5 protein-coding genes are annotated in these 15,583 nt (G+C 53.7%); 3 read left to right on the top strand and 2 right to left on the bottom strand.

The window, feature by feature from the left end; genetic code table 11:
- Position 1 precedes the first annotated feature (1 nt).
- The 3 genes from CKX93_RS09365 (at position 2) to CKX93_RS09355 (ending at position 1,688) form a co-directional block, all read left to right on the top strand.
- Entirely contained in the window at positions 2–838 is an 837-nt protein-coding gene (locus tag CKX93_RS09365; RefSeq protein ID WP_076754113.1) for a hypothetical protein, read from the top strand.
- Between the two features lie 80 nt (positions 839–918).
- On the top strand, positions 919–1,338 hold the full coding sequence (locus CKX93_RS09360) for a nucleotidyltransferase substrate binding protein (RefSeq protein WP_076754111.1): 420 nt from the start codon (positions 919–921) through the stop codon (positions 1,336–1,338).
- Positions 1,339–1,355: 17 nt separating this feature from the next.
- Positions 1,356–1,688, top strand: coding sequence for a nucleotidyltransferase family protein (locus tag CKX93_RS09355; RefSeq protein ID WP_076755147.1), 333 nt, complete (start codon positions 1,356–1,358; stop codon positions 1,686–1,688).
- 25 nt (positions 1,689–1,713) lie between these two features.
- Here CKX93_RS09355 and CKX93_RS09350 read toward each other — a convergent pair whose 3' ends face one another.
- Both CKX93_RS09350 and CKX93_RS09345 read right to left on the bottom strand, forming a co-directional pair.
- On the bottom strand, positions 1,714–3,339 hold the full coding sequence (locus CKX93_RS09350; RefSeq protein WP_234982755.1) for a ShlB/FhaC/HecB family hemolysin secretion/activation protein: 1,626 nt from the start codon (positions 3,337–3,339) through the stop codon (positions 1,714–1,716).
- 106 nt (positions 3,340–3,445) lie between these two features.
- A complete protein-coding gene (locus CKX93_RS09345; RefSeq protein ID WP_240076657.1) occupies positions 3,446–15,475 on the bottom strand; it encodes an autotransporter-associated beta strand repeat-containing protein in 12,030 nt (4,009 codons plus the stop codon).
- Between the last annotated feature and the right edge of the window lie 108 nt (positions 15,476–15,583).

Here is a 15,583-nt window from a genome sequence, read left to right as displayed (position 1 = left end):
CATGCTATTGCCGGCTGCCGGTATGGCGGAGGAATCGCTGTACTCGCCGGCGTATGGTTTGTCTGCGGGCGCCTGGCTTTGGCAGCCTGGCCTTCAGTATGAAGATACGCACTACCGCTTTAATGCTCAGATTCCGCCACCTTTGCCCCTAGAAATTTCTAACGCTGGTGACTCACGCTTTTTGACTATGCTGCAAGGCTTTCAATACGGGCTCACAGACCAATGGTCTGTTGCCGTGCAGGGCCGCTACGCCTTTCGCATGAAACAAAATGAAAATAATCCCGGCGAGCTGAAAAACGGCATTCGCAGCCCGCGTTTGATAGCGCAGTGGCGCGGCGAGCTTGACCCGCGATGGGTTCTCACGGCGAATGCGGGCTTTCAATACAACCCAGAGATCAACAGTGGCTTGAACAGCTATTTTGCGGGTTCTCGACTGACATATCGCTGGGACACCAATCAAACCCTGTCGCTCAATTGGCTGGAAACACAGTTTCGCGACATCGATTCGCGCCTCAGTACTTTAGAAGCTCAGCTCACCTGGCCCATGGGGGTATATTTGGGCTCTGTAACTTTGGCAACCGCCAAGTTAGCCGGCGGTGATTTTGAGGGCATCACTCTAAACGACTTACCCATGTCCCTCAGTGGGACGCGTGATGCTCGTCGATACAGTGCTGTGACAATTGGGGTAAGCCGACCTATTGCCGAAAACGTGTGGCTGGGCATCGATTATTACCGAGAAACCTTCACCACCGATTACCGCATTGAGCCTGGTAACGGAGTCGCCGACGACAACTCACGCCTGCAAGAGCTGCGAATCACTGCCCGCGTCCTTTTTTAAAAACGGGGACAGATTTATTTTTTCATGAAAAAAATAAATCTGTCCCCGTTTTTGATTGGGTATTAGAGTAAGATTGGTTCATGAGTGAATTGGACATCCGCTGGAAGCAACGCTTGCACAACTATGAGCTGGCTTTGGCTCGGCTTCGTGAAGCGGTTGATTTGTCTCGAACGCGGCCTCTGTCCAATCTAGAGCAACAAGGTATGATCCAGGCCTTTGAATTCACGCATGAGTTGGCCTGGAATGTAATGAAAGACTACCTCGCCTACCAAGGCTCGCCAGACATTGCAGGATCTCGTGATGCGGCAAGGGCTGCATTTGCCCAAGGCCTTGTCACAGATGGCGAAGGCTGGATGGAAATGATCAAAAGTCGCAACCAGACCTCCCACACCTACAATCAAGCCGTTGCCGATGCCATTACTGGCTTGATCATTAATCGCTATGCGCCGCTTTTCGATGATTTTTTGACGACCATGAAAAGCCGCTCCAAAAGCAGCTAAGCCAGCAGACATTGCTCATGGAAAGCTCGACTCTCTACGGCATTCCGCGACCTGCTTGGGCAAAGATACTGGAGGTCTTGGAGCAACAACCCAAGATTCAGGGAATCAGGCTCTTTGGTTCTAGGGCGAAGGGAAATTTCCGTCCAGGGTCGGATATTGATTTATGCATTGACGCCGAAGCGCTGAGCCTGAGCGAAAAATTTGCGCTCGAGACAGCATTAGATGATTTGCTCCTTCCATGGAAAGTTGACCTAGCCGTCTGGCAGATGATTGACCAACCGGCGCTGAAGGAGCATATCGAGCGGGTCGGCATTGAACTGGACAAAAACGGGGACAGATTTATTTTTTGATGAAAAAATAAATCTGTCCCCGTTTTTAAAAGGCGTAGCTCATCGAAAACCAAAAGCGGGGGTCTTTCTGACGAGTGTCTGATTGGGCTTCTTTGCCATTGACCTTCCACGCGACATTAAAATCGCCAGTGATACCATAGACACTGCCGCGCACTCCCAAACCCATGCCCTGCAGTGAATTGCTCGCTTCGGTTTGGTAACTCAAAATGCGACCATAATCGGCAAATACATAGGGCGCCAGCGGAGGCATACTGGCCCTAAGCTCCACCTGGGCAACATAGCCTCGGCTTCCTGAGGCCTCTCCCTGAGGATACGCGCGGACGCCATTAGCGCCACCAAGGCTCTTGGTCTCGGACGAATCCAAAACGGCATTGCTGTATTGCGCCGATAGCGATGTGTATAGGTTCCAATCAGGCGGCAAAACAGGAAGATTCTGCATTCGGACGACTTGCAAATTCAGTTTCGTAAAGAGGGTATTTTCATCATCCGAAACACTGTCTGGCAACTCGCGCTTCTGAGTCTCTCCTCGGGTCAATATCAGTGAACCAAAGGTCAGCCCACCACCACCAAGGCCATCACGCTGGTCAAAACGTAAAGAGATCGGCCAGACTCGCGCAGTTGTGCGATTGCCGGGGCGCGAATCATCCGCCAAGAGCGGGTTATTTTCTAAATCCTTATACTGGTACTCAGCCGAAAGCGTCAGGTTTCGTGTTGCCGACCTTACCCAAGGATAGCTCAGCCCCACCGTGGTGACTTTAGAACTCCCAGTATTGCTCGTAAAGGCCGGATCCAACTGCCCGAGATCATAGTTCGTATAGCTATAGCCAATACGACCACGCAGTCCTGAGGTGCCCAGCGGTATGCTGTACTGCAAAGATCCCAAACGCAGATCTTCGCTTGAGTAAAGGCCAGTGAAGTTCAGGGTATCGCCAAAGGCAAACAGCATCGGCTGGCTGAGGCTGACCGTGCCGCGATAAGCTCCAGAGAACCGGTTGCCGTGGTTATCTAGGGACACACTGGCGCCCAATGGCTTATCCTCTTCAATGCGCACCACCACATCACCGGTGCCGGGTTCTACTCCAGCGGCGATGGTCGGTATCACCCGAATACCCGGCACATCCCCCAATACGGCAAACACCCGCTCAAGTGGGGCTTGTTCAATCACAGAGCCGGGCTCTAAGCGAGAGAGATAGGCCTGAACACGAGCCAATACGCGAGGGTCATCAGCATCGATCTCAATGACTCCATAGCGGCCCTCGACAATCTGGATTAATAGCCGGCCGTCTTGCAGATCCTGAGCAGGGATGAATGCGCGAGCGAAGCTAAAACCGGATTCACGGTAGAACACGCTGATGTTATTGGCCAGAGCACGTAGGCCACCCAGGTCATAGGAACGGCCCAAGACCTCATCTCCCAGCACCGCCATCAGGGCCTCTTCGGCAAACTGTGTATTACCCTCAAAGCGAATCGAGGACACCAAGACTTCGGCGCCTCCGGGCGTGATATCCGATAAATCTTGCGCTTCAATGCGCAGCTCAAGCGGAGGCGACGTCGGCTCCACCCGCTCGGGCAGGGCCTCACGTAGAATCTGGCCTGCATCAGGAGGCTGCGCGGTTTGTGCGGAAACCACCAACGGCAGAAGACAAGTCACCGGCAATGACCGCAAGAACGATCGGGACACTCTATGCACTACCCATGACTCCCCAAAACCCATATTCGTTACACATTCCCAGCATCCACAAACAACAAGGTACTCATTAATTTGACGAATCAACACCCGATGGCGCCTGACAGACGCCCGCGCGCCCGTCATCTGAGAGGCTGCTGAGCTGTTCATCCGAACAAATCGGTAAATTCCCTTGCGGAGAACCGGCCGCATCCACCGAACCCACGGTCACCTCTGCCACCACAACTTCCGAAGGCTGACTGGATGGGCTCAAGGGCCCCGCACCAATCTCGGCACTGGTCTGTTGAATCGTAGTCAAGGCACCATCGATCACCAAACGCTGGGCTGGTGGAATACTATCGGATGGCGGCACGATACGCCGTATGCGTCCTTGAGCATTAGAGATAGCCCAAGCCGGGTTGCCTCTCGTATCGTCAGCCAAGCGGGCATTCGCACCCCGCTCAATACGATTCAGCTTATTAAAACTATCAACCTGTCGTTGGTTCACCGGTTGGCCAGGTGCCGGTAGTCCCGTCGTTATCGTCAGCACACCACCATGATCGAGTGTCACAAAACTTGCCTGTGCCGGGGGCACCGCAGCCGGCGGATCAAAGTTCACTTCACGCGCCGTGTAGCTTTGATCTCCAGTGGTTCTGACATTGCCCGCAACGCGTACCGTGCCAGTAAACAGGCTTGGATCTTCACGCGTAGGGATACTGGTATCAATGTCCGCCACATTGGCATTGGCACTCAGATCCTGACGGCTAGCTTCTGCGAAGAAGTCTTTTAGCGCACGCTGCGAACCAATATTGCCATTAAAATCCAGTGTAGGCTCTTGCGTGCCATCGGCACTGATGGCCTTGGCGATCAGCGTATGGGTGCCATCGATATCATCAATCGTGTCGTTAAAAGTGATGGTGGGGTTCATCGAGAGCAACAAGCGAGTTCTGCCATTGCTGCCGTTATTACCAATCCATACCGGCCCATTGTAAGTCTGCGTCTCAAAGGTGGTGATGTCGGCAAAGATGTTAATGCGGTTTGCAGAGACATCGACCGCCCAAGGATTGATATCAGTAGCACCGGCATAGCTTGTCCAAGCTACGGTCGTGAATGGATCGCGTGACGCTGCCAAATCAATGCCCACCTGATCATTAAAAGTCACGGTGCCGTTCAACGCTTCAACAACCAGCGAACGCTGGGTGGCCTTCGAATCGGTGCCAGCACTCACCGTACCGTTAAAAGTGATGTCGCCATTGGCTGAGCTGAAGTTAGGAACAGAGAGCACAACCGGATCAGCATTCGGATCGCCCCGGACACCTGAACTCAAGAATGTGAGTGCGCCATTGTAGGTCTGGTTGCCTGTGGTGTAGATCATGCCCGTGGTACCCGCGCCTATATCACTCAGGGTTACTGCCCCATTGACCAAAAGACTACCAAACACCAACGGATCGCCATCGCCATCAATGCCAAAGGCCAGCGTGCCGCCGTTGCTTGTCAACGTTGGCGACGCGCCAAGCGCATTGGCATTACCCAGCACCACGGCGCCAGAGCCAATATCCATGCTACCCGTATAGTTCGTGTTGGCACCCGATACGGTCACCGTACCCGCACCGCTTTGCCCCAGAACACCAGAGCCAGTCACCGTATTGGAAAAGTCGAACGCGTTGCTCGCGTTAATGTCCACTCGACCATTATTAACAATCGCACTGCCCACAGCGCCCACACGGTCAACATCGTATGTCACCTGACTGTTGGCGTTAATGCGAACCTGCAACACGTTATCAACATTGGTGCCAGGCTTGCGATCCGGAATCGCGCCACCCGCCCAGCTGCGAGCGTCTGACCAGGACGCGCCATTGGCGCCGACAAATTCGACGCTGTCAAGTTGTTTAATCACACCTTCGGTGTTGGTCAACGTGGTGCTGGGCAGCTGATAGTTGCCGGCATCCTCACCTAACAAGGCCAAACCAACGGTTACGGTTTTACCGGTGCCAACATGCCTATCATCAAAGTAGCCCGCGCCCGTCAAGCTCACAAGATCATTAGTTTCAATACCCGTCAATACGCCACCAAAGTCCAGACCAGCAACGCTTGTTGAGCCGTCATAGAACTTGATGGTCTGGCCCAGGCTGAAGCCAACGGGAAGTGCAACGGTCTTGGGTGTCACTGACAGGCTGCCCGCGACGTGGGTTGAACTAAAGCCCACAGCGCCCAAGACCGGTGTCAGGTCACCAGCCGCAACGTTATAGCCCCCCACGCGCAGGTTCCCCGAGCCGCTAAACTGTCCACTTACTGGTAGAACATCAAAACTGGCGCTCGCAGGCCCTTCGGTTACCGTAACTGTCGCACCCGAGCTACTAATGCCACCACTTAAATCAACCACATTATCGTTGCTATCAAGGTACTGCGCAGAGGCAAAGGTATAGCTCGGTGTCGCACCGTAGACCTGAGTGCCTGTGACTGTGGAGCGCAACAACAGTGTGTCGCGACCGACGATCGTGTAGTCACCATTCTCAAACGTAATGTCGTAGTTTGTTGAAATCAGCCCGCCGGGTAGCAGTACCTCTTCGTAAGTGCCCTCGTCATTTCCAGTAGTTTCATTCGTGCGGGTGATGCTGAGTGCGCCACCCAAATCAGCCACCGTCTCGCCACTCACAAAGCCGTTGTAAAAAGCGCCTGCATAACCAGCCGCGTCATCTTGACCGAGCAGCTTGGCATCATTTGCTGCGGTCACTGTCAAAGATGCTGGCGTGATGGTCACAGGTGCGTTGTCCGCATTACGCGTTGTTGGAACTGCGTAGTTACTTAACAACCCACCTTGGCCGTCCGAGACATTCACCGTAGCAATGAACTTGCCCGCAGTTGCCACATTCGAATCATTCGCTAGCGCTCCCGAGACCACCAGCGACTCGCCATCAATCAAACCCAAGACTGTCACTGCACCAGTCAGGTCTTTCGTGCCGTCGTAGACCTTGGTAGCTTCAAATGTCACTGCCTTGGGGGTAATGGTAGCGGCCACTGTCGGGTTGGTTTGGCTGACCTGGTAGTCGGTGGCTGCAGAACCGAGTGTGCCCGTGACGCTGGTGACCGCCAAACCACCCACGGTCAAGGTACTGGCGGTGGCAACATCTTTGCTGTTGTAGAGTGCATCAGTAAATGTCAGCGTCGCTGCGGTATCACCGGTCACAAATCCGGTTAGGTTATAACTTGGCTCGAATCCATCGGGCGCATCGCGTGTGCCGTCATACTCCTTGGTCACACCGGTGTTGTTTAAGGCCACCGTCAATGCTTTAGGTGTAATCGTCACCGGCGCGGCATTGGCATCCAACTCAGGCAACGCATAGTTACTAGCGAGCCCGCCGTTCGCACCGCTACCGTCAACCAAGTCGATCGAAGTGATGTAATTCGGATCTTCATTAACGACGCGGGCCGAATTGGCCTGAGCATTGGTGTAACTCAATGTCTCGGTGTCACCACCAACCGTCACGCCCGTGCGCACCTGCACCGCACCATCCAAATCTGTATTGCCGTCGTAGACCTTGGTCGCTGACAACGTCACCGTCTTGGGTGTAATAACCGCATCAAGATCTTCAACCACATAGGTGTAGTTGTCTGCATCAGCACCTACCAGGATGTCGCTGATGACCACCTTAGTCGCATCAACCACATCCTTACTATCAAAGTCACCTTTGATGTCATTTTGACGATCTAAGTTACGCGTGCGGATACTGACATCGTCTCCCGTGACATTTCCAGCCATCTCGCCGGTACCCACGACAATCGCCGTGGTGGTGCCGTCATAGACCTTCGAACGGCTAGACAGGCCAGTGATGGTTAGGGTTTTAGGTGCGACCGTCAGTGAAGCGTTTAAGTCGTCAACCACGGCATAGCCTAGGCCATTGGTGATGCCTTGACTGTTGACCGTGATTGTGTGGCGGTTGACACCTACTTTTAAAAGCCCGGTGCTTGAAAGCCCATCAACCAAATTGGTATCAGGATCTACAGACGGTTCGGTTGTCCAGATAACCGTACCTAGAAACGCCGCTTCATCATCGCCATTAACACGACCATCGAAGTCAGCGATGTAGTCCTCTGGCGCAAGATCACCATAGGTAATCGAGTCATTGGCAACGCGCACTGTGATGGTTGGCTGCTGGCGATAAATAGCATTAACCACATTGGTATCTAGCGTAGCGGTGTATCCAGCAGAAACGATACCCGATGAATTAATACTGGTGTTATAGCGGAAGTTACCTGTACCCGCACCGACCAGGCTTGTCAGCCCAGTACTTCCATCGACATCACCGCTATACAAAGCAATCGTGCCACCTGTGCCTGCCGTAAGTGTTGGAGAACCCGTGATCCGGACATTGCCATCAGCCGGTGTGCCCGCACCACCGGCGCTTGCGCTGGTACCAGCGGCCAACACAATAGCGCTGGGCGAGTCACTGTCTGTTGAGATGTCCTGTGAAACGGTTAAATCACCGGTAACCGTGGCCACAAACACGTCACCTGATGCGGTGATGCCTGTGGGATTAACTGAACCGATTGTCAGTTCACCCGTATTCACAAACGACACACCTCCTAGTGCAGTATTGTTGTCGCCACCGGCTAGAACGGATACCGAGTTGGCTGTATTGTTCAGCGTAAAGTTGCCCGTGCCATGCAGACCCAGACCCGCTGCATTCAACGCCGCCGTCTGCGTCACATTGCCACTGGCGTGCAGGTTGATAGTACTACTAGCTGCATTCAACGCCGCATCGATTGCAATATCACCGCCATAGACCGTAATCGGGCCGTTCAGAGACACCTGCGAACCAAAGGTAATTCGAGTGGTGTTGGTCGCTTTACCAATGGTCAAACCACTGACAGTCGAAGGCAACTGAAGATTCTGAATCCGCTGGGTAGAATCAAACTGCGTTGAGTCAAAGCTATCACTGACGGACTCGATCAAAACCTCGCCCGCGGTGTTGAAGCGCGTTCTTGCGTAAAAGGTAAATTGATCGGCACGAAGCGTCACATCTGATGAGCTTGACGTAACATGCTGATCATCGGCCCCAAAAACGAGTCCATTGGCTACGTCAATGCCCGCGTTTAATGTCGGTCCTCTATAGCTACCCAGGGAGTCTGCTGGTTTAAGGTCGACCAAAGTGATCGCGCCTGAGGCAGATAGAACATGCAGAGACTCATCAAGTACGAACAGTCCCCTAGGGTTACTTACAAATCTGCTACCGGTACCCGTAATCGTGATGGCACCATGCTCTGACTGAATGCGACTGTCGCCAAGCTTGAGTCCATATTGATTGCTGGTGCTGTGAGTGGCATCACCCGTGAGCGTAATGGTGCCTGAGTCTGTCGTTGTGATATTAGTAGACGCTAAAGACAGTGCCGCATCATTTGCAGTGGCACCAAGCGTGGCGATAAGCGCAATATTGCCGCCCGCTGCGGTAATTGATTTACCTGGCGCCAGCGCTATCGAGCCAGCCGCGTTAATCTGTATATGGCCCGCTGACGCACCAGCCGTTGTGTCAATGTGATGATCAACGGCGACATCACCTGCAAAGATCGTCATCGGACCGGAAATCGCCACATCAGCGTCAACCGTCACCTTTGCCGTGTTGCTTGCTTTACCGATCGTCAAACCACCCAAATCAGAACCAAAGGTCCATCCTGTTGTTGAAAAGACGCCAGTAAAATCGTCACTCGTAGGTTCGATGCGTAGCAGGCCTGCACCTTCAAACCCGCTGCTAGCTGTTGTTGGGGCGTTATTAAATAACACCAAAGTGCCCGCAGAAATGATCGTTGCACCCGTATAAGTGCCATTTTCGGTTAAGGATATTGATCCTGGACCGGTCAGAGTAATACCCCCTGCGGACGCACCATCCTGTACCACCCCACTCACAGTGCCTGAAGCCGACTCCATCAGCAATAGAGTATGCCCATCAAGCGTGATACCCGCTAAATTAAGACCAAAGCCTGTCAAAGTGTGATTGCCACTCAGTGTCGTGGCTCCCGTGAATGTCTGCGCGCCCGAGGTGGTGATGCTGCCACCGAGTTCAGTGGTCCCTGCAACTGAAAGGCTGGCCAGCTCAGCATCGGCGACAGCACCCACATTGCCAGCAAAAATCGCGTTGCCGTCAACCGTCAATGCTTGTCTACCCGAAACGGTACTGTTGAAATGCACCGTCGAACCAGTCAATGTCAGATCGTCTAACAGCTTCACTGCCCCATCGAGCGTAATCAGTCCCGAGCTCGTAATATTGGCAGCCAGATCAATATCAGCTGAGAAAAGTGAAATCGGGCCCGCAATATCAAGCGCATTATCAACATGCACTTTAGCAGTGTTACCTTGTTTGCCAATGGTTAATCCGCCGAGGGTTGAACCAAAACTCCAGGCGCTGGTCGAGAAGGTACCGCTAAAGTCGTTACTCGAGGGCTCAATTCGCAGCAGGCCTGCGCCTTCAAACCCGCTGCTTGCCGTGTTCGGGGCGTCGTTGGCAATCATCAACGTGCCATCGCTAATGGTCGTCGCACCGGTGTAGGTGTGAGCGCCTGACAAAGTCAATGTGCCAGCGCCAGCTTTGGTCAAATCACCCGAACCAGCAATGGTGCCGCCATAGGTTAAGGTTTCGTCGCCTGAAATCTTGATCGTGCTACTGGTGCCGCCAGCAAGGGTCATGCCGCGATTGGCATCCATGACAAACCCAGCTGTGGCTTCAAGCGTGCCACCCGCCAGAACAATTCGGTCAGCAACCGCCGTGTCAGTTACCACACCCAGGTGACTATCATCTTCTACAGACAGCGTACCGCCTTCGATCCGGATGTTACCGGTGAAGTCGCTATCCGTATTCGATATGACGGTGCCACTGAAGTCGCTTGGGATCAGCGCCAAGGTGACGTTTTGACCGTCGGGTAGTATGCCGGTGTTATCCAAATCATCTGACCTAGCCCATTTCGTCGGATCAGACCAGGCTTCGTTGTTACTTCCAACCCAGGTGACAGATGCCAATGGGTTCACCGTCAGTGTGCCGGTTTGAACGCCATCGAGGTTATAGCCCAGTCCACCGAGATCTTCTAGGGTGACGGTGTAACCACCGTCCTTAACCTTCAAGAATCCAACACTGGACTGGTTAATCGCATCGTCCACGCCAACCACCGTGGGAACACCGGGGTTGTCACCATTGACATACCCGCTGTCACCACTGAACGTAAATTCCGTTGGCGCCTCATCGCCATAAGTCATCGTCGCGCTTGACACGCTACCCACCACGATCGGCTGCTCACGATAGATCGCTGCAAAACCCGTCTCGGGTAAGTCCGTCCAGTTGTCGGTCGTAAAGTCCGTTGCGCGATTGGCGTTGTACCTAAAACGCTCCAATCCAAATGCGACTAGGCCGTCCTTTGGGTCATCCCCACTTTCTGCCACGCCAGCACTACCCAAAAGACTACCAGTATATAAAAGCGCCTGGCTGTCCGAATCGTTCAGCGTAATCGTGGCGCCGTTGGTGAGTTTGATGTCACCACCAGTGCTTGTACCCGCCGCAATGTCTTTACCCGCTACCAATACAACAGACGCAGCGCTGCTGCTGGACACGATATCTTCTGAAACAGTTAGGTCGCCGTCAAGGGTCTCGATCAGGATGTCGCCGGAGGCTGTGATGCCAGTAGACGAATAAGACTCGGTTGGTGCCGTGACGGTACCAATTGTCAACGCAGTGGCTGAGCGTATGGTCAAATCGCCCGCCACCTCTACTGCAACAGTGTCAATTTCATTTGTGGGGTTAGCAATGGAAATCGGCACGTCATTCCCATCACGATTGGCTATCACCAATCCAGCTGCTTGGATCTTTCCAGACAATATAATCGGGCTGGTATTTGACTGAAGAGCCGTCGGCCGAATGGATAGTATCCAATCACTCGCATCAATGTTGCTTGTGACATCGTACCTCCAAGCCATGAGGGTTAAGTTACCATCGGCTGTTACATCGCCAGAGATGTCTATTGTCGAGCTCCCTGTGCCTCGATTGTAAATAATCACATCGCCAGTAGTTTTCAGATTACTGCTGATATCCAACACACCGATTCCGTTAGTATTGCCGTAAACAGTCAGGTCGCTGCCCAAGGTTAGGTCCGTGACCGTGGATGTGAAATCTATCACCTTGAGTGCCTGACTGAAGTCAACACCACCAGCACCGCTCAACGTAAGGGACGAGTTAGGGAAAGTGGCAAACCCAGGGATAGACTCTGCATTGATCGCACCCGTCAAACTCAATGTCCCAGCATCAGCAACAATGTCGTTGTCACCTGTTGCCAGTTCAATCGTCCCAGACAGCGTGTTGTCACCGGAGACGTTACGAATCGTGCCCACGCCAGAGCCATCAGCCAAGTCTATGTTGCGGGAGAGCGTGATGTCACCCTGTAGACCCAATGTGGCGCCAACTGAAACATCGATAGCAGATGCACCATTACCCAGCGCACTGTTATCGGCTGCCACCAACGTACCGTTGTCGATGAGCACGTTGCCACCAAATATGTTCTCGCCGGTCAACGTCAATGTGCCGGTACCCGCCTGGGTCAAACCACCGGAGCCAGAAATCACGGTACTGATGATCAATTCACCCGTGCGAGCAAACACGAGCGTGGCGTTGTTTTCAATGGCGCCAGTTCCGAGTGAACCCGATGATAAACCGTTACCGACTTGCACGGTGCCTGCGTCAATCGTGGTGCCACCACTGTAGGTGTTCTCACCAGCAAGTACCAAGGTACCGTTACCTGTCTTGGTGAGTTCTGCTGCAGCTGACAAACCAGCCGCATCAGCCACCACACCGTCGATCACAAACGTCTGGGCGCTGCCGACTTCGATGGTGCCGCCGCCTGCACCCAAGCTAATGCCACGGTTACTGTTAAGCGTAAACCCAGCTGTGGCTTTGAGTGTGCCACCGGCGATCGTGAGGTTGTCTGCCTCTACTGAACCCGGGGTTGCTCCTAAGTTACCGTCTGCTGAGATACTAAGCACCCCGCCCTCAATGGCGGTGCCACCTTCGTAGCTGTTCGATGCATTAGATAGAACAACCGTGCCATCGCCCACTTTGGTTAAGCGACCTGTGCCAGAAATCAAGCCACTGACAGTCAGCGTGCCTCCGGTTTGAATATCAAATGTGCTGTCATCTGACAATTCAATCGTGCCGCCAAACGTATGGGTTGCATCTATTAAAGTGCCGCCCGCTAAAACCAATGGTTCAGCGGCAAGGGCCACATTGCTTAAATCAAGCGTGCCGCCAGTATTAACTGTTGTGTTGCCGCTTGTCGAACCCAGCGCATCAACATGATCTGCTACCAAAGTACCGGCATTGATCACAGTCGCACCGCTATAGGTGTTGTCACCAGACAGGGTGAGGCCACCTTCACCGTCTTTAGTGAGACCACCACCATTTCCTGAGATGATGCCGTTAACAGCACCCGTACCCGAAACCTCTACCGTCAAAGTATGCGATGACAGATTGATCGCGGCAGCTGTTAAGTCCGCCGTCTCGAAGGTAGTATCAGCACCCAAAGTCAGGGTTTCACCATAACTTTGATTGCCCGTCGTGGTTACCGAACCACCATTAATCGCTAACGTGCCACCGCTATTGGTCGTGACACTAGCGGCTGTGACTGCGCCACCGAGGGTGGTCGCACCCGTGCTGTTTAGTGTCACATCACCCAGGGCAGCAGTAGAACCAGCGCCAGCCCCAGCGCCCACGGCACCAGACAAATTAATCGCGCCTGAACCGGCATTGATTGTGAGGTCATGTGCGCCATTGGCCACGGAATCCATCGCACCGTTGACGTTCACCGCACTGTTGGTCGTAGAAAGCGTGGCGTTACCCAACAGCTCTGCTGCTGCATAGGTTTGTGCATTGTCTGTGGTGATGTCAGCACCAATCTTGGTCAGTGATGCCGCACTGGCATCCAACTCACCGGTCACAGATACAAACTGACCCGATGCAACACCACCGAGCTGCACGTTACCGGTGTTGTTAAACGTGACGTCTGAGCCGATCGTAACGTTACCTGAGGTGTGCGCCATGGCAATGTCAAAGTTTGTACCGGCTGTTTCTAAGGAGCCTACGTTGACCGAACCGCCAATGCTGATAGAACCCGTTTGGGTGCCTGCCTCAAACACCGTGGCTTCGGCCGTGATAACTGCTTTACCGTTGCCTGTTTGCACCCCGCGCTGATTTAACGTCGAACCAGTTACACCGCCAATATAGTTGGAGCCACCGCCAGCACTTGAGCCAGCACCACCCCCATAATAACCGCCACCACCGCCAGCACCGCCGTTGCAACAAGTAACGTAGCTGCCACCTATACCCAACCGACCATTTTCGGAGATTGTGGTAAGTGACCCTGTTCCGCCTGCGCCACCAGCATTTTGACTTCCACCGGCACCAAATTCGCCCGACCAACCGCTGCCACTCTGTCCGCTTGAGCTACCACCATGACCACCATTAAAACCAATCTCATTGTTACCTAAACCGCCAGCGCCACCGCCACCGCCGGCAACAATTACTCGATTAGCCAAGCCATCGCCACCAAATCGTATATCGGTTGCCCCACCGCCTGACGAGGCATATTGGTTAGAAGTAACTGCACCACCACCGTTAAAACCCCCGGCTACTTTTACCCCGCCGAAGGGACTATTGTTATCTGTTCCCTTGCCACCGACGTAAATGTGGATTTCGTCGCCTTTTGACAGCTCTAGGTCGCCCTTTGCACGCCCCCCCTTACCGCCTGATGCGGCGTAGCTACCAAAAACACTACCACCCTGCGCACCCCACACCTCGAGTGTGTAGACACCACTAAATGTGGCCGTGTAGGTGGTTGCGCCCACTGTTGAAAACGTCTGGTTTAGCGTCTCCTTTCCACCCGTACCACCTAACCCCAACAATGCCAGGGAAGTATTCGCGCCCACACCGCCTGCCACTGAGATAGCACCGGCACCGCTGAGCATGAAGAGGCTGTTACTGTCCGCCGTGGCGCCATCGATATCACCTGTGAAAGTGATATTCACACCAGCACTGCCGTTATTGACCGATGCGATGGAAACTGTTTCGGCATTAATTTTGACGTCACCATCGAAGGTTATGGATCCTGCGGTCGTTAAGTCAGCGTTGAGAACAATGTAACGTGCAGCCTCAAGCGTCAGATCACCGCCATTCGCCGTCGTTGCATTGATCGCGCTGTTGACCGTGATGTTACCCACGGAACTGCCAGCGGAACCGTCTAAACCGGTGCTCACTGTGACGTTAGTTCCAGCATTCAGTGCAGTGACAATGCTTGATGCCAGGATCGTGCTATCAGCCGAGGGCGTGTAATCGCCAGAAACAGAAGTGCCACTGCTGGCAATAGTTATGTTGTACGGATCAAGTAACCACTCACCACGCTCACCATTGGCTGCAGACGCACTGACGTTACTTGGTAGCGCATCGAGATAAAAACCCGAGGTTTCAATCTGACCACCATCACCACCGTTGTCGCCACCTTCGGCTAGAAGTTCACCATAGATTTGCGTGACCGAATCCGGATTGTGAATATCACTCCACAACACCACCGTGCCACCATCACCATTGTCCGTGGCACTGGCGTCAATGACCGCGCCCTGCTCCATCACGACAGTAGTGGCTTGTTTTAATGCATCAGGGTCGACAAACACGCGGCGCTCTGCATTGGCCCCGCCCTGCCAATCACCACCGATGAGCACATTGCCGCCGCCAGTGGCGCCTGTGGCGTCAATGTCGGCGGTGTCGGTGAGGTGGATGTGTTCCGCTTCTACGGTAATGGTGCCGCCAGTGCCTTGGGGGGCTTGGGTGGTGAGGGTGCCGCTAACTTCAATGGCACTGTCGCCTTTTAGGGCAATGCGGCCTTGATCGTCGGTACCAATGGTTTGGGCCTCTAAGATGCCAGTGTGGTTAATAACGGTGCTGCTCAGATCGCCCGCTGCCTGGGCTTCAATGAGAATAAAGCCGCCATCGGCATAAACCGCTCCGCCCGATTCAATCAGCGCATCCACGGCGGCTTGATCAACTCGGAGTTTGAGGGGACCGCCTAGATCTAGGGTAACCTGGCTACCGGCGCCCATGAGCGTGTTGCCTCTTGGGGTATGAATGGTGCCGGTGTTGGTGATTTTGGCGGCAATAAAGGCAACGGTGCCACCGTCGGGGGTTTGGATATTGCCTTGGTTAATGAT

The organism is Ectothiorhodosinus mongolicus (genome assembly GCF_022406875.1).
GTDB lineage: Bacteria > Pseudomonadota > Gammaproteobacteria > Ectothiorhodospirales > Ectothiorhodospiraceae > Ectothiorhodospira > Ectothiorhodospira mongolica.
The sequence above is the reverse complement of the archived record's forward strand: the minus strand, read 5'-3'. Positions and strand labels throughout refer to the sequence as shown.